Origin of the sequence: Bacteroides caecigallinarum (assembly GCF_016902295.1) — a bacterium.
Classification (GTDB): domain Bacteria; phylum Bacteroidota; class Bacteroidia; order Bacteroidales; family Bacteroidaceae; genus Phocaeicola; species Phocaeicola caecigallinarum_A.
Map to the genome: position 1 here is coordinate 56894 of NZ_JACJLQ010000008.1, position 22004 is coordinate 78897.

The following is a 22004-nucleotide window of genomic DNA, read 5'->3' on the forward strand; positions in this document are numbered from 1 at the left end:
ATATGACAGGATTTTGGGTTCCTGTTGTTATTTCAAGAATTTAGGTTACATATATTATTTACTACGTTTTCGGCTATACTTATTATTTTAAGGGCATGGGATTCTGCTATTGTAGGTTCCATGCCTTTTCCTTTATGTTCGTCAAGCCATTGAAGTGACGGGATTGCATCCTTTGCTTCAATCATTATGAAAGTTGGCAGCATCTTGTGAGCAATAGCACAAACAGACATAGTATCTTTCTTGTCAATTGCCTCTTTTAATCTGATAATATTTTTTCTGGTTTCATCGGCAAATGTGGATAAAATCTGTTGTGCAGCTTTGTCATCATCCATTGAAAACTCTGTTAATCTGGAAAAATTGAATTCTTCGCTTAATTTATCGTTATTTAAAGAGTCTTCTTTATTTCCTTTTTCTTGAATATGATTTTCTATTGGTGAATTTCCCAAAGCTGTGTTTATTGCATTCTTTATGTCAACTATATTGAAAGGTTTGCGTAATACAGCGGAAAAACCTTTGATGCGGAATGCTTCGTCATCGGGCATGGCTCGTGCTGTAATGGCTACTACGGGTATTTTTTGTGCTTGTTGACATGACATTGCTCGTATTGCTTCAAGCAGACTGAAACCGTCCATAGCAGGCATTTGTATGTCTGTGAAGAGAATATCAAATCTTTCTTTTTCTATTCTATTGAATACTTCATCTGGGTGCATACAGCATGTTATTGACTCTATGGCTATTCCACTATTATCTGGTGAGATAGTATGTAGCATATCATGTGTCAGCTGCATCTGTATTCTGTCATCGTCTATTAACAGAATTCTGATTTTACGTTCTGACTTTTTCTCATTGTCTATTGATATCCCCGGTTTTTTTTCAGTGAATGAAGGTAGTGGTATCTCTACACAAAACAAACTTCCATTATCAGGTTGGCTGCTGACACTTATCGTTCCGTTCTGTAATTCCACTAACTTGCGGGTAATAGATAATCCAAGGCCGAAACCTTCCTTTCCCTGTGCTCCGGGAAGACGTGTGAATTCTGTGAAAATCTTACTCTGCTCTGTTTCAGTCATACCGCACCCGGTATCTTCCACACTAAAATGTAAACGGACGCCACAGTATGAAACAGAAAGAGTGATACTGCCTTCTGTTGTGAACTTCAAAGCGTTCGAAAGTAGATTTTCCACAATTTGACGTATGCGGAATGGATCTCCTTCGAGAGTTAGGTCTTGTTCCATTTCTGGCTTGTACAATAAGATGATGTCCTTTTGTTCTGCCAATGGCAGGAAGCTGTTATATATTTCTTCAAAGAGTCTGTAAGGACGGAATGCTACAGGGTTAAGATCCATCTTTCCTGCTTCCAGTCTATGGTAGTCAAGCAAGGATGTAACGAGTGCCAACAGATGTTTGGCAGAACTCTTCATATTTTCAAGATAGAACATCTGACGTTTGTCGGATATTAGTCTTTCGAGCAGGTCTGTATAACCTATGATAGAACCGGCAGGAGCCTTAATGTCATGGGTAATAGTAAGCATAAGTTTCTCGCGTGCGCGGAGGAGGTCTTCTGCATAGTCACGTGCCTTTTCCAATTCACGGCGATAATGATTGCTGCGTGTGAGGTCTCGCCATATTATGGTGAAGAATATCAATACCAATATTATAGCAGCTACAGAAATACCAGCCATGGCGAGGGCGGCATCCTTACGGATGGATTGTTCGTGGTACATGCGTGTTGCTGATGCTATTTGTTCGTCCTGTTCAATGCTTTCAAGAAGCTGGCTAACTCGTCGGCTGAGATGGCTTCCAGCTATCTTCAGACGGTTTATCCTATAATCTAATGTACGCAATTCTTCCCTTCGGGTACTGAATACTTTGTCTTGTATGCCTGAAAGCATTGAGGCCAAAGTGTCAACAGGGCTGAATACCTGGTCTATTGTATCTGTGAAAACTTCCTCTACTACATTACTGACTTCTGTTGAGTCAGCCTTTCCGGGGGCAAATACATCTGCAACCCGTCTGAAGAAACTCTTCGGCTCGTGATGAATAGTATATGTATTATGATGAGTTACCACGCGGCGTCTTACGTGGCTTTCTGTTATTAATGAGTCATGTTTGTGCAGCAAGCTGTCCAACTGCTTACGGTATATCATATCAGTTGGAGTTTTACTCATAGCCTCCATAACGGCTATCATATTGCGCTCTTTGTCGCGTAGCAACATTTCTACGGTATCTATTCGTGCCTGCTGTATGGTATCAGTCATAAGTGTACGCAAGGTATCAAGAGACAAATGAACTTTCTTCATGGCTCTGTTGTATAGCCAGAGTTCGTTTGAACTTCCCGTACGTAGTGCTTGTCCTATAACTTCTGTCTCGTATAGTCGGCTTATGATGTTGTGAGTAGTCCGTCGTCGGTTGTATATACTTTCTTCCAGTCCGGTAGGTTGGGTAAGAAGGTTCATTTGTTTATACACATAACCTATGGCTCCAAGAAGGAGAATAATCAGTATGATATAGCCGAATGCTAATTTTGTTTTGGTGGAGAACATGGTGGTAATTAAGTAAAAAAATTATCAGGCTCTTGTCTTTTTTCTGAATCTCATCCAATACATCACTCCTGCGCTTGTCAGTCCGAATGGGAATGCCATCCACACACCTGTAAGTCCGCCGTCAAGGATAAATCCGAAAATATATCCTGCGGGAAGTGATATTACAAAGTATGCTATGAAAGCATAAAGAAGCATCGGCTTTACATCGGCAATACCTCTCAGAGAGTTGGCAAAATTAATCTGCAATGCATCGCCAAACTGATATATCAAGAATGGATAGATAACGCTTGCCACCATACGGCTTACTTCCTCACTGTCCGTAAACCATCCGCCTATATGGTTCCTAAGTAGGAAGATTGGTATTCCGGTCATAAGTAACATTACTAAAATGATGTGAAATCCATGATTGGCTGTACGTCGAACATTCTCCATGTCGCCTTGACCATGAAAATTACTTATTCTTACAGATACAGCAGCCCCCATACCGTAGTACATCATGAAACAGACCTGTGATACAGCCATCATTATCTGATAAGAAGCCAGTTCCATACTTCCAAGCCATCCTATCATGATTGCACTGAGGCTGAATGAGGCTGTTTCCATTCCCATTTGTCCGGCTATAGGCCATCCTAATCTGTTTAAGTGGTTAAACTCAGTCTTGTTAACCTTTCCTTCGTGAAATCCTCGTTTGTATTCTGCGTATCTGCCTGTTATGAAAAATAGAATAACGAAGGCTATTACCATCAGTATTCTGGATATAAGAGTTGATATACCTGCTCCTGAAAGTCCCATTTCAGGAAACCCTAATTTGCCGTATATCAGGATGTAATTACCTATGATATTTAGTATGTTTCCTCCCAACAGAATCCACATAGGCACTTTCGTGTCAGTTATTCCGTCGGCAAACTGTTTGAATCCGTTAAACCATAGTACAAAGGGAATAGAGGCAAGTAGAATAAGAAAGTATGGGCGTATGAACGGTATAAGTTCCTCTGGTTGACCCATGTATGGAATTGCCGCATATACACCGCCCATTACTGCACATACCAATACTGCGAGCAAAGTATTTGCTACAAGACTGTTTTTCAGCGCACGACCAACATCACTGCGCAAGCCGCGTCCGTAAAGACTGCCAACAATTGGAGTTAACCCGTATGAGAAACCGGTGCTGAAAATTATAGCCAGGTTGAACATGTTATTCACAAAACTTGCCGCGGCTAATTCTGTGGCACTGTGATGACCTATCATCATTGTATCGGCAAATCCGAGAACAATAACTCCAATCTGTCCAATCACAATAGGTAATCCCAGGGCAAGTAATGTTCGGTAATGTTGTTTCATTATATGGTGTCAGATTCTTTCCTTTTATAGTATAAAATATTGCAGTTCTCTCTTACAAAACATTTCTTGGCTGTATTTATTATCTGTTCGGGAGTTACAGAACGATATTTTCTAACTTCATCGTTCATATCTTCAGCCTTACCTATAAGTTCAAAGAAAGCCATGTTGGTAGCAATGGACAGATAATTCATATTACTGAAAATTTGTTCGCTTTCGTATCTGTTCTTGACCTTTTCAAGTTCCTTCTCATTTACAGGATATTCTTTCAGACTATTCAATTCATTCCAAATCGCTTTTTCGGCTGTTTCCAAATTTATTCCATCACATGGCTTACCTGTAATATGGAAAAGTCCGCTGTCAATACTTCCTGAAATATATGCATCTACCGAACTGAATATTTTTTTTTCTATAACTAATCTTTGTATTAGTCGTGAAGAACGTCCGTTACTCAGGATGTCCGATATAAGGTCGAATGTATGATAACTTTTGTCTTTACGTCCGCATATATGAAAAGCCATGTATAGAGTGTTGACAGGTACGTCGCGTTCCACAGTCAATCGGCGTTCTTCGGTCTGAGGTTCTTCAACAGGTAATTCCCTTGCTTTTATATCCCTTTTAGGTATATCTCCGAACCATTTTTCAGTTAAACGAATTGTCTCTTCGAACGATATATTACCGCTTACGGCAAGTATGGCATTGTTTGGCGCATAAAATCTGTAGAAAAAGTCTTTTACATCCTGCATTGTTGCGTTTGTTATATGACTTATTTCTTTTCCGATTGTAGGCCAGCGATATGGATGAGTCTTGTATGCCATATCCCTTATTATATGTGATACGTCACCGTACGGTTGGTTCAGATTTCTTTGCTTAAATTCTTCTGCTACCACATTTTTCTGTACTTCTAAACTTTTTTCGTTGAAATCCAGTGACATCATTCTGTCGCTCTCCAACCAAAATCCTATTTCAGCATTTTTGCCTGGCAGTGTAATGTAGTAGTTGGTTATATCATTATTGGTCCATGCATTATTTTCTCCTCCAGCATTTTGTACAGGTGTGTCATAGTCTGGAATGTTGATTGAGCCGCCGAACATGAGATGTTCAAAGAGATGTGCAAAACCTGTGTGTTCAGGGTGTTCGTCTCTTGCTCCTACATCGTATAGTAGGTTAAGGGCAACCATTTGTGTTGTGGTATCCTCATTATGTACAATGCGTAGCCCGTTTTCGAGAATATGTCGGTTTATGGTTATCATTTTGGGGCTTTACTCATTAATCACGGTAGCTTTCAAGATACGTATATCTATTTTGGGACGGTCGGCACGGTTAGTTCCTACATTTTCAATTTTCTCAACAACATCCATTCCGTCTGTCACTTCGCCGAAAACTGTATATGCGCCGTCCAGATGAGGAGCACCGCCTATGGTAGTATAAGCCTGTTTTTGTTCCTTTGTATATCTTAATGCAGGTTCTTTATCTACTATGTCGCGAGCTTGTGATTCGAGAGAGTCCTGTAATTCGAGTAATCCCTCAGTATCACCTGCCTTACGCATTTTGTATATTTCTTTCATGTGTTTGCGTGCAAGATTGTTGAAAACTTCTTCCAGACGTGCCTCGTTCATGTGGTTTTCCATGTTAATCATTTGTGCCTCGCTGAACTTTCTTCCTGTCACGATATAGAATTGACAGCCTGATGATTCTCTTTCCGGATTAACTTCATCACCCTGACGTGCTGCCGCAAGAGCACCTTTCTTGTGGAAAAAGTTCTTGTTGAATTCAGCAGGAATGGTATATCCTACGTCTCCGCTTCCTAATGTTGTAGTATCTGTAGCAGTCTTGCTAAGTGGGTCGCCTGCCTGTATCATAAAGTTTTTGATTACACGATGGAACAGTGTGCTGTCGTATGTACCTTCTTTCACAAGTTTTATGAAGTTTTCTTTGTGTTTAGGAGTCTCGTCATACAGTTTTACTGTGATGTTGCCCATAGTAGTTTCCAGGCGTACCAATGTTTCATTAACTTTTTCCATATTTATTCCTTTTTCTGATTTGCTGTTTCCTGTACAAGCCATCATGCAAATGGCTACTATTATTGGTGTGATGGCTTTTATCATTTCTTATTGTTTTTAGTTGTTATTTATTAATCGTTTGTTATGCCGTATAAACAGGCATGTCTAATTTTTAGAACGGATATCCGATAGCAAAATGTAGTCCTAATCCGTCTTTAAAGCGTGGTATATTGTAATATCCTTTTTTCTCGGTGTCATACGGAACATGGAGGGCAATACCCAAATCAAGACGCAAGACAAGGAAATCAAGGTCATAACGTATTCCGGCTCCTGTACCAAGAGCTATACTGTCGAAAAAATGGTTGAATGTGAATTGTGCATCAGGTCTTGCAGGGTCGTCTCTGAGAAGCCATACATTACCTGCATCCAAAAATATTGCACCGTTCAAATTCCCGCCTGCAAATTTAGATAATATTCTGAAACGATACTCCATATTCGCCTCAAGTTTTATATCTCCTGTCTGGTCAACATACGAATAAGTATTATCGGCAGAAGGCTGATAACGTCCGGGACCGATGGAACGTATTGTGAATGCACGGATACTGTTTGCTCCACCAACGTAGAACTGTTCGGTATATGGCGCTATGGTTTTGTTTCCGTATGACCAGATAATACCTCCCATAGCCCTGAAAGCTAACTGATGCATATCGTTGAACCATATTGTATTTCTTATTTCTGAAGAATATTTCAAAAATTGTGCGAAAGGAGTACCTAACAGTTTTTTATCTTTCTCTGTGAATTTCTGTCCAAATGCCGCATAGATAAGTGAAGTGATGTTTCCTGCACTTGTCAGAGAGTTTTCCCACCATACGCGATTTTTGCGTTTCCGGAAAGAATTGTCGTATGTCAGAGTATATGATTGTGACGGGATAAACTGATCATTCAGACTATAGAACAGCATAGGGTTCTGTGCTGCTATCTGATTGAATTCTTCCGTTCTGTTTTGCAGTGTGTTGAATGCCAGGTTCAATGGCGTGACAGAGTGTTTCATACTTCTTTTGGGTTGGAAACTGTATGATACAGTTCCACCGAAAGACAGCATTTTGAAATATTTAGCACGGTTTATTTGGTCGGCATATACTTTAAAGTTAGTACTTGATGGAAAGCGGAATGGGTCAATCCGGTTTTTCAGCCATGGCAGAATAATGCGTGGAAAGTCTAATGTTAGAGCTGCCCCAAATTCGTATGAGTTCATTACGGAGCTACGGCCATCTACAGTTGAGCTGGTTTGCCATTCGTACGAGCCTTTCAGTTCAAGGTTAAGTGATGCTCCCATACGCATGAAGTTTTTCCTTGAAAGGTTGAATTTTGCTCCAGGACCGGTTTGTTTGGTGTCTTTGGTTGTAAGGTTGAACTCCAGTTCGCTGTCGTATGGTAGGTCGAACATTGAGTTTACACTTATATCCAAAGTATCAGTACCGTTACGCGGTGTATATTGAAATTCGTTGAATTTGAATACTCCGAGTCTCGCTAAGGCTTCCTGGGTATAATTCTGTCTTGTAAGCGAATATTTTTCACCGCTACGGTAAAGGAATCTTTTTCTCAGAACGCTATATCTCAGTTCTGGTTTTTCGCCAAAGTAATGAACAGTAAAATCTCTTGCGGAAATAGAATCATGAGGTTGTTCACCATTATACCCTATGAGTTTTATGTCGGTCTTTCCTATAATATACTGTGTCTTTGCTTCTTTGGGAATATTGCTGCCTGGTACAATTTTCAGTTTTACATATCCGGAGCGAGCCAGTGTGTCTGCAAGGAAAGAGATATATTCTCCACGGAAAAAGTAATATCCGTTATTCTTGAAAAGTGTTACAAGTCTTTCGCGTTCATTGTTAAGCTGGGTTACATCAAAATTATCATTACTGTGTATTAGTCTTTCGTCAAAATGTTTCATAATGATGGTGTCCGCACGTTCAGGAAATCCTTCGTATGTCACAGTATCGATTTTGTATGGTTGTCCCATATTGATTTCGTAACTAAGTTTTACGGCCCGCGGATTACTGGTACTGTCCACTCTATAAGTAACATTCCCGTCGAAATAACCGTAGTCCTTAAGTAAGTTTGAAGCAATTTTTATTCTGGTCTCAGGATTTACTGTAGAAATAGTAACAGGCTCTGCGGCTAATTTGCGGAATATCCATTTGCCTAATCCTTTTTCGTATTTTTGGAAACTGTTGTAAACCCATAGTCCGAAAGGGAATGGAATACGGTACTTCGCACTTCCGAGTACTGAGTTGTTCGGGGCTACGCTTATGGCTGCAGTTACCTCGTCAATAGTCTTCTGTCCATGCTCTGAAATGTCATGATTTTCTATCTCGATATTTTTGATACCGGTATATAGGGTTTCACCTTCAGGAAGATTTCTTGTGGTAGAACATCCTGAAAGAATGACGAGTATTATTATCAGATATGTTGTTTTTATTTTTGACATGTCTTTTAGTTGTTAGTTATTAGCTTTCGGTTGTTAGATACAATAATCTAACAGCTATTCTCCTTTCTTTTTCCTTCTGAAAATAAACAAATCTTTTATTCTTGCCACTTTCTTTTTCAGAACTATACCAGCTCCGGTTTCAGTTACCTCACCTTCGAGTACGTTGGCGTATTTTTTATCGTGAAACAGGCGTACATATCTTGTACCGCTATTGTCAAGTCTATATTCCAAAGAAATATTGTCTATGAATGATTCGTCCCTTACTGCAGCATTACCGGTTGAGATTTTCCCGCCTATAACTACGCGTACACGGTTGTTCCAGAAGCGTTTTGCAAACTGGAAATTATAATCCGTTCTGGTATCGCCGGTTTCGGTGGCATTTGTTGTCTCCATTCCGACACTCAGGTCAATAGTCTTGAGCGCATTTCCTGCTATGCTGTTTATTTGTCCTTGGAGGTATGAGTTCAGTGCACTGTTCGCATCAAGTTTTGCAGTCGAGCTATCCGATATATACATTCCTGTTACGAGCATCGTCACTGCTGCCTTATTCTTTTGTGAAGCAGACATTGCTGCAAGTTCGTTCTGCATAGCCCCATCTTCTGGCGCATCGATGGTGAAGGCAAATCCAAGGTCATTAAGCCTGTTAGTAATACTTACACCAACATCGAAACTGACCATTCTTGCAGACTGCCCTTCCTGGGTAACGGATGTTCTGGTTCTTTCATAAGCTTGAATATTCAATTTCGGATCCATAATATTTCCTGTCCATTCTATATAACTGCCTTCACGTATGCGGAATGTCTTTAAAGGGATAACAGGCATTTCATATTTCATCTCACCACTCATAAGTTGGTAACGTCCGTTTAGCAGCATATTACCGTCAGGGGTATATTGGAAAGCGAGGTCACCGCCACCTTCTACCTGCATATAGTTTGATCCACTTTCATTTATGTCCACTTTACACTGTACGGCTTGGTCGATGTGCAAGTTTACAAGCATATCAATACCACCAGGTCTCATTTCTTGCAATGGCTTTCTCCGTGCGGCTGCTGTGTCGGCAAAGTTTACGAAAGTAACAGTCTCGGCTAATCTGTCTTCCACAGTAAGTGGTGATTCTCTTAGAATATATGTAAAGTTACTGCTACCCAGTATATTTGCATTGCCTTTTACAGAAATGTTATCTGGAGTACCTTTGATGGAGGTGTTCAGGTCGATATACATTTTACCATATACCATTGAAGTCTTGTTTTTCTTGGCGTTGAATACCTCGAAGTTTCTCGCTGTCATCTTTAGGTCCATGTACATGTTTCCCATGTCGGCGAAATCAACACTTCCATCTATAATATATGGATTTTTTCCTCTTGAGAATATACTGTACTTATCAAATATCAGTTTGTTGTCTGTAACATTGATCGCTTTATTTTCAAATTTCAGATTCATAGATGTCATTGGTACGAATACATTAACGCTGTCAGTAATAAATTTACCATTTATTACAGGCGCTTCTGTGGAGCCGCTAATTGAGACATCTGCTCCGGCATATCCGGTAATTGAAGCCAAATCTTCAGAAACGAAAGCCCCTGCCAGCTCCAGTGGAAAACGTTGTAGGGCAAGATGAGCATTCAGAAGGTCATGCTCTCCTTCTTTTGCCGCAGCAGTGTATCGTCCGTTAATTTCGGCAAGTGTAATACCGTTGCGACTAATATATCCGTCCACATTGTGAGCTCCGTCTTCAGAAGGCAGATAAACAGCACTCAAAGCCCAATTGCCAAGTGGTTTCCCTCCGTATGCTAAAGTATCTATACCAGTTTCTATGGCTGTCATGAATGAGCTCTCGTCTTGCTGAATGTAGTGGGCTTCGGCATTTATTATACCGTCAACTGGTGGCATGTAAGGGATTATCCGTTTGAATTCTCCTATATTCAGGCGGTTTATCGCCAAAGTGATATCCTGCACGACAGTTGAGTCAGCAACCGAATATATTTGTAGCCCTGTGCCGTTATCATCGAATAATCGCATATCGGCGTGTATTCTTCCTTTATCGTTAAGGAAGATATAATTCTCTGGGTTGAGTCTGAACTGTCTATATACTAACGTTGGGCGTTCAGGCATTAAATGCAGGCTGATACCTTCTTTCCTCAGAACAGCTTTAAGACCTATTAAGGCTCCTGTCTCACCTGTTTCATTGTCATATCTTGCCATAATCTGTGCATCTTTCCCGGATAAGCCTCCATCTAAGAATATGCTGAATGCTTCCTGTTTTTTTGTTTTGTTTGCCTTGACGCTTCCTGCCAATACAATACCAGTAGAATCTTGGACAGCGCTAAATCTGATAGAGTCCAGGCTCAGACTGTCTGTGTGCAGGCCGTATAGATAAGCTTTGCTGTTTAAACCATGTGTGGCAGATGTATTGAACGATGCGTATAGTCGGTTGAAACCTATACCATTCATTTCGAGAGTGTTTGCAAGAGGATTATCATCACCTGCAAAGATTCTGAATGATGTTTCCGGTAAAAGTTTGCGTAATGCCTCTGTGTCAATGTTTCTTCCTTTCCATTGTTTTTCAGCCATTGTCGCAATCTTTTCTATTTTATCTATCACGAGGTCCATACCTCCGGTAGTTCTTAGCAACATTGTCATATCTCCGGCATTTATATAACTGCGCAGAGAGTCTTCTGTCATGTTAACTCCAAAGTTGATGTCTTTTGTATTAAAAGTCTTTTGTGGTGTTATTAATCTGATTTCTCCAACCTTTACCTTTGCGCTGTGTCTTTTGGCTAAATCAGTACGTGCATCTATGTTTATCGTTGCTGCAGTCTTGAACGGTTTAGGTGAAATCCCCATAGCATAGAGATTGAGACTTTTTATATCAGTTTTAAGTCCGGCTACTATATTATTTGTGGTAATATTTGCATTAAGTGTCGATGATATATCCATAAGGTTATCATTGATGTCGAGCAATGAATTCATTTCTCCATTCTCAAGTTTCGCGCTCATGGTTATACCTGATAATACATATCTTGCGTATTCCATATTTGAAATGCTTGCTTTCATTTCCATTTTGCATTCCTTCGACAAAAAATCTAATCCTTTACCGTTTGCATCACAAAACGCACTTACCCTGAACAGTGAATCTTCCGGCATGAAATGATGTAGATTTATGTCTTTTATGTCGATTCCGGCAAAATAGCTGTCGTTTTTTGGGATAAATCCAGCTTTTAGGTCTATAAGACCTTCCCCTTGCGTCAGGTTCATGGCTGTAGTAATGCTGTCATTCTTTACATCAGCGGTTCCGAGAAGTTTCATGTCTGACGGTATAATCGTAGTGCCCAAAAGTGATTTTGCAAAACGCATGTTTGGGAAAGCAACTTCCATATTGATGTGAGCGCACATTTTTGTACTGTCCATAATGTCGTTGGCATATCCTTCGGCGGCAAATTTTAGATGATCCGGTATTTCGGCACTTATTGAAGTTATTCTCATTTCGTTTAAGTAACCGTCTATTCCAGCTCTTACTTGCAAAGGTACGGCTGGGAAATCCTTCTTGAAGTCTTCCGGTAAGCCAGATACGAAGCGAAAAATGTCGTTTTTACCAATGTCTGCCATCAGTCTGGCAGATATGCTTCCGTTATTACCGATTTGTGATATATTCATTCCTGCACCGGCCTGTAGTGTCATGTATGAATCTGTAGTTCTTAGTTCAAGACCAGAAATTTTCATTGCCGTGTCATTCATGTCAATTTTTCCTCCTGCCGACAGAATTTCCAGTCCGCATCTTTCTTTCATCTTTATTTCTTTTATGTCGGCTTTTATTCTGTTCCCGCAATAGTATATAGAATCCATACCTATGTTTATTCCGGAAAGTGAAATCCACGAAGGGTCGAATCCTTCTTCAGGATTTTTTTTCCCTGCGTTATATATGGCTGCAGATTTTTTTATTGTGAATGTCTCGAGTGAGTATTCTTCTTTTTGCAGGTCTATCATACCTCCTGCAAGTAGGGCAGAACTGAGATTAAGCTCCATATTCATACTGTCAAGCGGCATGCTAAGTCGTACGGATACATTATCCATGCTTGCTTTTTTTAACATTATTTTCCAGTATAAAGGTTCGCTTGCAGTTGTGTCAGCTGCTGATGTGTCAGCCAAGCATACGTCAAGGTCAGTATCCTTGATTCTTAGTTCGTTTATCATTGCTGTTTCAGGACTCAGGGCTATACCGTGGGATTCAAGATAAAGTTCTCTCATTCTCCCTTTTAATGTAAGTCCTTCTATCATATCCAATGTGTTCAGATTGATGTCTTTCAATCCGAAGGCATCTATTTCCACCTGTTTTTTCAGGAGGGGGCGCATTTGTATTTTCAGTGTTATTTGCCCTGCGCTAAGCAGAGTATCGCCATTTTCTATTGCTGAAACACTGTGTATATTCAGATTAAGTGGAAATGAAAGGGTCAGTTTGCCTACACTTATGTCCATACCTGTAGTTTCGGAAGCTATGGATGCGGCTTTCCGGACAGCAAAATTCTGTATAGGCGGAATGTATATCAGGATTGATAGTATGATAAATAATGCAAATGGAATACATAAAATAATTCCACACCATTTTAGAAATTTCTTCATTGCATGTGTCTGTTTGTGTTTGCGAATATACTAAAAAAAACTTACTTTGAATATATTTTGTTCATGAAGTGTTTCATTAACGATAAATGTCTATCTTTGCATTGTTAATAACTAAAAATATAACTTATGAAACCAACATTATTTGTATTGGCTGCCGGTATGGGAAGTCGTTACGGTGGCCTTAAACAGCTTGACGGACTGGGACCAAATGGGGAAACAATTATGGATTATTCTATCTTTGATGCTATTCGTGGTGGATTTGGAAAGATAGTATTTGTAATCCGTAAGGATTTCGAAGAAGACTTCCGTAACAAAGTTCTTTGTAAATATGAAAACCATATCCCGGTAGAAGTTGTATTCCAGTCTTTGGATAAACTTCCTGAGGGTTATACTTGTCCTGAAGGTCGTGTAAAACCTTGGGGTACAAACCACGCTGTATTGATGGGTAAAGACGTTATCAAAGAACCATTTGCCGTAATCAATGCTGACGACTTCTATGGTAGAGACAGTTTTGCCGTTATCGGTAAATATCTTTCAGAACTCCCAGAAGGCTCAAAAAATGATTATTGTATGGTAGGTTTCCGTGTAGGTAATACTTTGTCTGAAAGTGGTTCTGTAGCACGTGGTATCTGTTCTTCTAATGAACAGGGACACTTGACAACTGTTGTTGAACGTACAGAAATCATGCGTGTAGATGGTGTTGTAAGCTATAAGGACGAAAAAGGTGAATGGGTAGGAATTGAAGACAATACCCCTGTCTCTATGAATATGTGGGGATTTACTCCTGACTATTTCAAATACTCAGAGGATTATTTCATTGAATTCCTTGATGCTAATAAGGAAAACTTAAAAGCTGAATACTTTATTCCTTTGATGGTAAATAAGCTTATCAATGAGAATACAGCTTCTGTAAAAGTTCTTGACACAACTTCTAAATGGTTTGGCGTTACTTATGCTGCTGACCGTCAGAGTGTCGTTGATAAGATCCAGGCTTTGGTAGATGCCGGTGAATATCCTTCTAAATTGTTCTGATAAACAATTTTACTATATATAAAGACGGATTGCCACGAAACGAGGCAATCCGTCTTTTTTTGTTTTTATTTCACTTTTATGCTGTAAACAGGTTGTTGCTTCTGTGTATCCATTGGTACGGCGCGATATTTTACTTTCTCAAAATCGATTTCCTTGAGATTGACACTTCTTATTGCACTATTGTACATTGTGCGGAAGTAGATTTTCAGATTGTTCATATCTGTGGCCGAAGTCCATTGTGTAGCACTCGGAATATTTGCTGGTACTTGTCCTTTTGAGAATTCAATTCCTACAGGTATATCGAAATTGTTCAATATTTGGAATCCTTGTAGAACTGTTTCTTCGGATGTATCCTGCATAGGTGCCGTGGTCTGATAGAATGCAGCCCTTACAAATCTTGATGGAGGAGTAACGTCACCCGGTATGCCAAGGAAACCACTGCCTGCTCCGAATTGTGAAATCTCAGTATTACCGAGTTTCTGCGACGGGGCTGAACCCGGGAATAGGTTTACATAGTTGTTCAGGTTGGTCATTTGCCAATTAAAATCTGGCGAATTGGTCAATACTCCTAATTCATTATTGTAAAATACAGGTTTACCGTCTATTATTTCCAGAACTATCTGTTTGCCTGTTGTATCAGCGAATCTCCAGTGTACGGTTGAGGCTCTTGGGTCTATAGCTATCACGTGAACCTTGTTTATGGCTTCTTTTACTTCTTCTATAGATTGGCATTCTCCAAGAATCCACGATACAAGTTGTAAATCAGCAATGCTTTGTGCTTTATATGAAGCATTGTAGTCCTCATATTTTCCGTATTTTGGGAAATAGAACAGTCCGGCAGACAGTCCTTTTTCGTTAAGACCTTCGGCTATGAATTCCTTCTGTTCTACGGCTAATCCTACATATCCGTATTTCGAAGTGAATTTCATTCCGTCAACACCACCAGGGATGTATGATTGTGCTGTATATCCTCGAGGAACTATTACATACTGGCTGTTAAGGTCGCTTCCTCCCCATTCAATTGTTCTTGCAAGAATTTTTGTACTGTCTTTGGCTGTTAGTGTGATACCTGTACAGGCATCTGCTGTGTTCGTGCCTATGGTTGCTATTGCAGAGGCAAGGCACATTGTAAAAAGATGTTTTTTCATAAGATAAGAATGTCTTTGTTCTTTTATATATAAACAACATAAACTATGAATATGTTGCTTATTCCCTCAAAATTAAAGAGTTTATTGATAAATATCAAGCATTCTTATCGAAAAATCATTCAATCCAGCATTTTGCCTTTTTTGTTTTTCCAGAATTTGATATGTTTCGGGCTTCCGATTAATTGTGATGTATAAATACCCGTATGTCCGGAAAACATATATGCTGTAACACATGCTATGCCTATATATACAGCACAGTCGGCACCAAATAATTCAATTCCCATAAGTGTACAGGCTATAGGAGTGTTTGTGGCTCCTGCAAATACGGCAACAAATCCTAATCCGGCTAATAATGATACGTGAAGAGGAAGTATTGCTGATAAGGCACTACCCAGTGTGGCTCCAACAAAGAAGAGAGGTGTAACTTCTCCACCTTTGAACCCAACCCCTATAGTAAATGTGGTTAGGAGTATCTTAAGAAGGAAATCATACCACATTTGTACTTCGCTGAATGATGCTACAATAGTCGGTACTCCAAGACCGATGTATTTGGTTGTTCCCAATAGATAAACACTGAATGCAATGAATATACCGCCAATGAAAGGGCGTAGTGGAGGGTAGCTTATAAATTTTTTTGCCAAATTCCCCCATATTTCGATGAAGCGGGAAAATGTCATTGCCGCAATACCGAAAATAATACTTGCAGCTAAAACAAACAATAAAGTCTGTATGTTTATGTCAGGTGTTTGACTGATACAGTAATGAGTATGGGCGATTCCCCATGCGTGACATGTGAGATTCGCAAAAAAAGCAGAAAGGAAAACAGGCAATATTGCATCATATCTAAGTCTTCCTACAATTATAACTTCAAGTGCGAATACTGCACCTGCAAGCGGTGTACCGAAGATAGATGCAAATCCGGCTCCAACACCTATCTGTATCATTATTTTTCTGTCGTAAGGATGCATTTTCAACAGTCTTGACATGAAATCTGCTATAGCTCCACCCATTTGTACCCCTGTGCCTTCACGTCCGGCAGAACCTCCAAAAAGATGGGTAATCACTGTTCCTATATATACTAAAGGTGCCATCTTGAAAGGAATGATATTTCTTGACGAGCGAATTTCTTCAATAAGAAAATTATTGCCTCTTGCCGCAGTTCCTGCCAGGTAATGATACATCAGTCCTATGCCAAGACCTCCTAAAGGAAGTAAAGATATAATCCACAGGTTATTTTCACGATAGTCGGTTGCCCAGTTCAGCGATGCCAGCAGTAACGCAGAAGCAGAGCCTATTAAAGCCCCTGCGATAGCTCCTATGATTGTCCATTTAAGCAGATACAATAGTATTGGTAGTTGTTCAGCCTTAGTACCAAATTCTGTTATGTTCTTGTTTAGCCTCATTCGTTTTTATGGGTTAAATATTTTTACTTATAGAAATCGTAGGTTTGTTTTTGCAAAGTTAAGGATAATATTTTCATCTTTCTTTAAAGATTAGTAATAATATATCTAATCGCCAATAATGAAATCTTATGCTCCCGGATGCAATTAGCATTACACGAACGTGTAACGCAAAGTCCTTTTTTATGTCTGACTATAGGATAAGAGGGATGTTTACTTTTGCTGAAGTTAATGGCGATAATATGACAATTGCGCTAAGTTATTCTCATCAGAAATCGTAACTATTGAAGAGTAGAAAGAAAAAAATAAGAAAAAATCATCTTTTCATACCTTATTATATAAACTACCCTCAATTTTTTTTCTACATTTGCCACTATAATTAATTCATTCTGAAAATATGCAGAACAATCTGGTAATAGTAGAGTCTCCCGCAAAGGCCCGTACCATAGAAAAATTCTTGGGCAGCGGATACAAGGTGATGTCCAGCTATGGACATATACGCGATTTGAAGAAAAAATCGTTCAGTATAGATGTTGACCATGGATTTGCGCCAATATACGAAGTACCGGCTGACAAGAAGAAGCTGGTTGCACAACTTAAGGTTGAAGCCGACAGTGCCGATATGGTATGGCTGGCAAGTGATGAGGACCGCGAAGGAGAGGCTATAGCATGGCATCTACAGGAAGTTCTGAAACTGAAAAAAGAAAACACACGCCGAATAGTATTTCATGAAATTACACCTAATGCAATAAAGAATGCGATACAGACACCGCGAGGGATAGACCTCAGCTTAGTGGATGCTCAGCAGGCACGTCGTGTGTTGGACAGAATTGTAGGTTTCGAGTTGTCGCCTGTATTGTGGAAAAAGATAAAACCATCGCTTTCGGCCGGAAGAGTGCAGAGTGTGGCTGTAAGACTTATAGTAGAACGTGAACGCGAAATAAATGCATTTAATCCGAAACCGGCTTTCAGGGTTATTGCTGTACTGACTGATGCTGAAGGTGCGGAGATTAAGGCCGAACTGTCAGTACGTCCGGAAACTGAAGAGGAAGCGCGCCGTGTGCTTGAACTATGTGCCGATGCGAATTTCGTGGTAGAAGATATCAGCACACGTCCGCTAAAACGTAGTCCGGCACCACCTTTCACCACTTCTACACTTCAGCAGGAAGCTGCAAGAAAGTTGGGATACAGCGTGGGACAGACTATGATGCTGGCACAGAAACTTTACGAAAACGGATATATCACATATATGCGTACCGACTCCGTAAATCTCTCGGAACTTGCTCTTGGCGCATGTGCTAAAGTCATTACCGGTAAGGCGGGAGAGAAATACTTACGTACACGTCAATATCATACTCATACTAAAGGGGCACAAGAAGCACACGAGGCTATCCGTCCGACATACATGGATAAGGAAAAGATTGATGCTACATCACAGGAACAGAGACTTTACGACCTTATTCGAAAACGTACACTTGCATCTCAAATGGCCGATGCAGAGCTGATGAAGACTACTGCGGTAATTGCTGCCGAAGGAACTGACTGCAAGTTTAATGCGGCAGGGCTGGCTGTTACATTCGATGGTTTTATGCGTGTATATAGCGAAAGCCTTGATGAAGAACCGGACCGCGAGGACGAAAGTCGTCTGTTGCCACCAATGCAGGCAGGACAGAAACTGGTGCGAAAGGATATTAGTGCTATAGAACGATTCAGCCAACCACCGGCAAGATATACAGAAGCAAGTCTTGTAAGGAAACTTGAAGAACTTGGTATCGGACGTCCGTCAACATACGCTCCAACCATATCTACCGTGCAGCAGCGTGGTTACGTTGAGAAGGGAAGTCGTGAAGGAATTAGCCGTGAGTTCAGATTGCTGACACTTGATAAGAACGGTAAGATTTCTTGTGTGAAGAAAACCGAAACTACAGGTAGTGAAAAACAGAAACTTATTCCTACTGATGTGGGCGTCGTAGTTACAGATTTCCTTATGGATTATTTCCCTGAGATAATGGATTATAACTTCACTTCCGGAGTGGAAAAGGAATTTGATGAGGTGGCTGCAGGCGAAAAACCATGGACAGAGATGATAAGCCGTTTCTATACTGCGTTCCATCCTTTGGTTGAGAAAACTTCTGCTTCAAAGACTGAGCATAAGGTAGGTGAAAGACTTTTGGGTACAGAACCATCCACAGGAAGACCTGTATCTGTAAAGATTGGACGTTTCGGTCCTGTTGTGCAGATAGGAAGTGCAGATGATGAGGAAAAACCACGTTTTGCGCAGTTACGTCGTGAACAGTCTATGGAGACAATTACACTTGATGAGGCATTGGAACTGTTCCGTCTGCCACGTACGCTTGGCGAACACGAAGGAAAGCAGGTAAGTGTTGGCGCAGGAAAGTTCGGACCATACGTTAAATTCGACAATATTTATGTGTCGGTGCCTAAGGACAAGGATCCACTGACTATTACACTTGACGAGGCTGTTCAGATGATAAAGGATAAACAGGATGCCGAGGCAAGGAAAGTTATAAAGATTTTTGCTGATCATTCAGATTTACAGGTGTTGAACGGAAGATATGGTCCTTATATCGCATACGAAGGCAAAAATTATAAGATTCCTTCCGGTGTGGAACCTGCCGATCTTACAGTAGAGGCTTGTTTTAAGGTTATAGAACTTCAGAAGACTAAGGCTGAGACAAGAAAGAGAAAAAAATAATTAGTCGACAAGGCTCTATTCAGTTACAAGGCTACAGTTACTAGTTGACAAGGCTTTAGCTTCGCTGACCGTTGGTTCCATACGGATGGTAACCTTGTCAACTTGTCAACTCGTCAACTTGTCACCTGAAAAAAAAATTTGATAACTTGTCACCTTTTAAAAACAACTAACAACTAAAAAAATGCGAATATTCCTTACAGGATATATGGCCTCTGGCAAGACGACATTAGGCAAGGCATACGCTAAGGCATGCGGACTTAGCTTTATTGACCTTGACTGGTATATTGAGGAACGTATGCACTCTTCCATACGTGATATTTTTGCTATGCGTGGAGAGGACGGATTCCGTCAGATTGAAAGAAATATGCTTCTTGAAGTGTCTGAGTTTGAGAATGTTGTTGTTGCATGCGGTGGTGGAACTCCATGCTTTTTTGACAATATGGAGATTATGAACAGCCGCGGAATCACTGTGTTCCTTGATGCTTCGCAGGACGTCTTGTTCTGCCGGTTGAAACAGGCTGCTGCAAACAGACCGCTCGTGGCAGGAAAATCGGATGATGAACTGAGACAGACTATTGCAGAGGGACTTGAACGGCGAATGCCTTTCTACTCTAAAGCTGTGATAAAGCTGGATGGCAGCAGACTGGAAAGCAGGGTGCAGATAGAAGAAACTGTAGAGATACTTAGAAATTTGATAAATAAAAAATGACTGACGAAGGGGAAGTAAACCCGGTTAATGATAATTGATAGGATATTATTAATTTTTAATTGTTAATTATTAATTCAAGAAATGCGAAAATGGCGTATTGAAGACTCGGAAGAGCTTTATAACATCACCGGATGGGGTGTTTCTTATTTTGGAATAAACGAGAAGGGACATGTGGTGGTTACTCCGCGAAAGGACGGGGTGGCTGTGGATCTGAAGGAATTGGTGGACGAACTTCAGCTTAGGGATGTCACGGCTCCCATGCTGGTGCGATTCCCGGATATTCTGGACAATCGTATCGAGAAAATCTCCAACTGTTTCGGACAGGCATCGAAGGAGTACGGCTATAATGCCCAGAACTTCATCATCTATCCCATCAAGGTGAATCAGATGCGTCCTGTGGTTGAGGAGATTATCAGCCACGGAAAGAAATTCAATCTCGGACTTGAGGCAGGTTCAAAACCTGAACTGCATGCCGTGATTGCCATCAACACAGATTCCGATTCGCTTATCATCTGTAACGGATATAAGGATGAGAGTTACATCGAACTGGCTCTTTTGGCTCAGAAGATGGGTAAACGTATTTTCCTTGTAGTGGAGAAAATGAACGAACTGAGACTGATTGCCAAAATGGCAAAACAGTTGAATGTGCGTCCTAACATCGGTATCCGTATCAAGCTGGCTTCATCGGGTAGCGGTAAATGGGAAGAAAGCGGTGGCGACGCAAGCAAGTTCGGACTGACTTCGAGCGAACTTCTTGAGGCTCTTGACTTCATCGAAAAGAAGGAAATGAAAGATTGTCTTAAGCTTATCCATTTCCATATCGGTAGCCAGGTGACTAAAATCCGCCGTATCAAGACTGCCCTCAGAGAGGCTTCGCAGTTCTATGTACAGCTTCATCAGCTGGGATTTCCGGTTGAGTTTGTCGATATAGGCGGTGGACTTGGGGTGGACTACGACGGAACACGTTCGCCTAATAGCGAAAGTAGTGTGAATTATTCTATTCAGGAATATGTGAACGATTCAATTTCCATCATGGTTGATGCCAGCAACAAGAACGGTATTCCTCATCCTAATATAATAACAGAGAGCGGACGTTCGCTTACGGCTCATCACTCAGTGCTTATTTTTGAAGTTCTTGAAACAGCTTCATTGCCTGCTATGGACGAAGATTTCGAGGTCTCGCCGGATGACCATGAACTTGTGCAGGAACTGTACCAGATATGGGATAATCTGAACCAGAGCCGCATGCTGGAGGCATGGCACGACGCACAGCAGATTCGTGAGGAAACTCTCGACCTGTTTAGCCACGGTATTGTGGACCTCAAGACAAGGGCTCAGATAGAAAAACTGTACTGGTCTGTAACGCGTGAGATTACTCAGATTGCGTCAGGCTTGAAGCATGTTCCTGAGGAGTTCAGAAACATCGACAAACTGCTTGCCGACAAGTATTTCTGCAACTTCTCGCTGTTCCAGTCGTTGCCAGACTCTTGGGCTATCGACCAGATTTTCCCTATAATGCCTATTCAGCGTCTTGACGAGAAACCTGACCGTACAGCTACACTGCAGGATATCACTTGCGACTCTGACGGTAAGATTGCCAATTTCGTTTCGTCAAGAAGCGTATCGCATGATTTGCCTGTTCATACTCTTAAAGGCAAGGATTCGTATTATATCGGAGTTTTCCTTGTAGGAGCTTATCAGGAAATCCTTGGCGATATGCACAATCTGTTCGGTGACACAAATGCAGTACACGTAACTGTAAACGATAAGGGTTACAGCATCGACCAGGTGATAGACGGTGAGACTGTGGCTGAAGTGCTCGACTATGTACAGTACAATCCTAAGAAACTTGTGCGTACGCTGGAAACTTGGGTTACCAAGTCTGTGAAAGAAGGACGTATCTCGCTCGAAGAAGGAAAGGAATTCCTTTCTAACTATCGTTCGGGACTTTATGGATATACTTATCTTGAATAAGTTTTTAAGTTCTTTAGTTTTTTAGTTTGTTTA

Annotated in this window: 12 protein-coding genes; 4 read left to right on the forward strand and 8 right to left on the reverse strand. The window is 40.7% G+C overall.

The annotated features are described in order from the left end of the window. Positions 1–32 precede the first annotated feature (32 nt). The 6 genes from H6A27_RS04020 to H6A27_RS04045 all read right to left on the reverse strand — a co-directional run bounded on the left by H6A27_RS04020 (position 33) and on the right by H6A27_RS04045 (position 12992). A complete protein-coding gene (locus tag H6A27_RS04020) occupies positions 33–2543 on the reverse strand; it encodes an ATP-binding protein (protein ID WP_204507776.1) in 2511 nt (836 codons plus the stop codon). Positions 2544–2567: 24 nt separating this feature from the next. After that, positions 2568–3884 (reverse strand): MATE family efflux transporter, encoded by a 1317-nt coding sequence (locus tag H6A27_RS04025; RefSeq protein WP_204401772.1) that lies wholly within the window; start codon positions 3882–3884, stop codon positions 2568–2570. Further along, entirely contained in the window at positions 3884–5134 is a 1251-nt protein-coding gene (locus H6A27_RS04030; protein ID WP_204401774.1) for a M16 family metallopeptidase, read from the reverse strand. Before H6A27_RS04030 ends, H6A27_RS04025 begins: the two co-directional genes overlap by 1 nt. A 9-nt stretch (positions 5135–5143) precedes the next feature. Next, on the reverse strand, positions 5144–5989 hold the full coding sequence (locus tag H6A27_RS04035) for a peptidylprolyl isomerase (RefSeq protein ID WP_204401776.1): 846 nt from the start codon (positions 5987–5989) through the stop codon (positions 5144–5146). A gap of 67 nt (positions 5990–6056) precedes the next feature. After that, a complete protein-coding gene (gene tamL, locus H6A27_RS04040; RefSeq protein WP_204507777.1) occupies positions 6057–8375 on the reverse strand; it encodes a translocation and assembly module lipoprotein TamL in 2319 nt (772 codons plus the stop codon). A gap of 54 nt (positions 8376–8429) precedes the next feature. Then, positions 8430–12992 carry a translocation/assembly module TamB domain-containing protein gene (locus H6A27_RS04045; protein WP_204507778.1) on the reverse strand — a complete coding sequence of 1521 codons (4563 nt, stop codon included), beginning with the start codon at positions 12990–12992 and terminating at the stop codon, positions 8430–8432. A 126-nt stretch (positions 12993–13118) separates the two neighbouring features. Between H6A27_RS04045 and H6A27_RS04050 the strand changes: the two genes are divergently transcribed. After that, entirely contained in the window at positions 13119–14024 is a 906-nt protein-coding gene (locus H6A27_RS04050) for a glycosyltransferase family protein (protein WP_204401782.1), read from the forward strand. A gap of 65 nt (positions 14025–14089) precedes the next feature. Here the strand turns inward: H6A27_RS04050 and H6A27_RS04055 are convergent, their stop codons facing one another. Next, positions 14090–15151, reverse strand: a complete 1062-nt coding sequence (locus H6A27_RS04055) for a linear amide C-N hydrolase (protein ID WP_239469563.1) — start codon at positions 15149–15151, stop codon at positions 14090–14092. Positions 15152–15291: 140 nt separating this feature from the next. After that, positions 15292–16575 (reverse strand): voltage-gated chloride channel family protein, encoded by a 1284-nt coding sequence (locus H6A27_RS04060; RefSeq protein ID WP_204401786.1) that lies wholly within the window; start codon positions 16573–16575, stop codon positions 15292–15294. A gap of 394 nt (positions 16576–16969) precedes the next feature. Here H6A27_RS04060 and topA point away from each other — a divergent pair, with 394 nt between their 5' ends. The 3 genes from topA to speA all read left to right on the forward strand — a co-directional run bounded on the left by topA (position 16970) and on the right by speA (position 21971). After that, a complete protein-coding gene (gene topA, locus H6A27_RS04065) occupies positions 16970–19288 on the forward strand; it encodes a type I DNA topoisomerase (RefSeq protein ID WP_204507780.1) in 2319 nt (772 codons plus the stop codon). A 181-nt stretch (positions 19289–19469) separates the two neighbouring features. Next, positions 19470–19997, forward strand: a complete 528-nt coding sequence (locus H6A27_RS04070) for a shikimate kinase (protein ID WP_204401790.1) — start codon at positions 19470–19472, stop codon at positions 19995–19997. Positions 19998–20078: 81 nt separating this feature from the next. Then, positions 20079–21971, forward strand: coding sequence for a biosynthetic arginine decarboxylase (speA, locus tag H6A27_RS04075; protein ID WP_204401792.1), 1893 nt, complete (start codon positions 20079–20081; stop codon positions 21969–21971). Positions 21972–22004 lie beyond the last annotated feature (33 nt).

Bases quoted from the DNA above. Each gene is read 5' to 3' on its own strand.
- H6A27_RS04025 (WP_204401772.1), bottom strand. From the start codon at position 3,884: ATGAAACAACATTACCGAACATTACTTGCCCTGGGATTACCTATTGTG.
- H6A27_RS04035 (WP_204401776.1), bottom strand. From the start codon at position 5,989: ATGATAAAAGCCATCACACCAATAATAGTAGCCATTTGCATGATGGCT.
- H6A27_RS04020 (WP_204507776.1), bottom strand. From the start codon at position 2,543: ATGTTCTCCACCAAAACAAAATTAGCATTCGGCTATATCATACTGATT.
- H6A27_RS04070 (WP_204401790.1), top strand. From the start codon at position 19,470: ATGCGAATATTCCTTACAGGATATATGGCCTCTGGCAAGACGACATTA.
- topA (WP_204507780.1), top strand. From the start codon at position 16,970: ATGCAGAACAATCTGGTAATAGTAGAGTCTCCCGCAAAGGCCCGTACC.
- H6A27_RS04030 (WP_204401774.1), bottom strand. From the start codon at position 5,134: ATGATAACCATAAACCGACATATTCTCGAAAACGGGCTACGCATTGTA.
- tamL (WP_204507777.1), bottom strand. From the start codon at position 8,375: ATGTCAAAAATAAAAACAACATATCTGATAATAATACTCGTCATTCTT.
- H6A27_RS04045 (WP_204507778.1), bottom strand. From the start codon at position 12,992: ATGAAGAAATTTCTAAAATGGTGTGGAATTATTTTATGTATTCCATTT.
- H6A27_RS04050 (WP_204401782.1), top strand. From the start codon at position 13,119: ATGAAACCAACATTATTTGTATTGGCTGCCGGTATGGGAAGTCGTTAC.
- H6A27_RS04060 (WP_204401786.1), bottom strand. From the start codon at position 16,575: ATGAGGCTAAACAAGAACATAACAGAATTTGGTACTAAGGCTGAACAA.
- H6A27_RS04055 (WP_239469563.1), bottom strand. From the start codon at position 15,151: ATGTGCCTTGCCTCTGCAATAGCAACCATAGGCACGAACACAGCAGAT.
- speA (WP_204401792.1), top strand. From the start codon at position 20,079: ATGCGAAAATGGCGTATTGAAGACTCGGAAGAGCTTTATAACATCACC.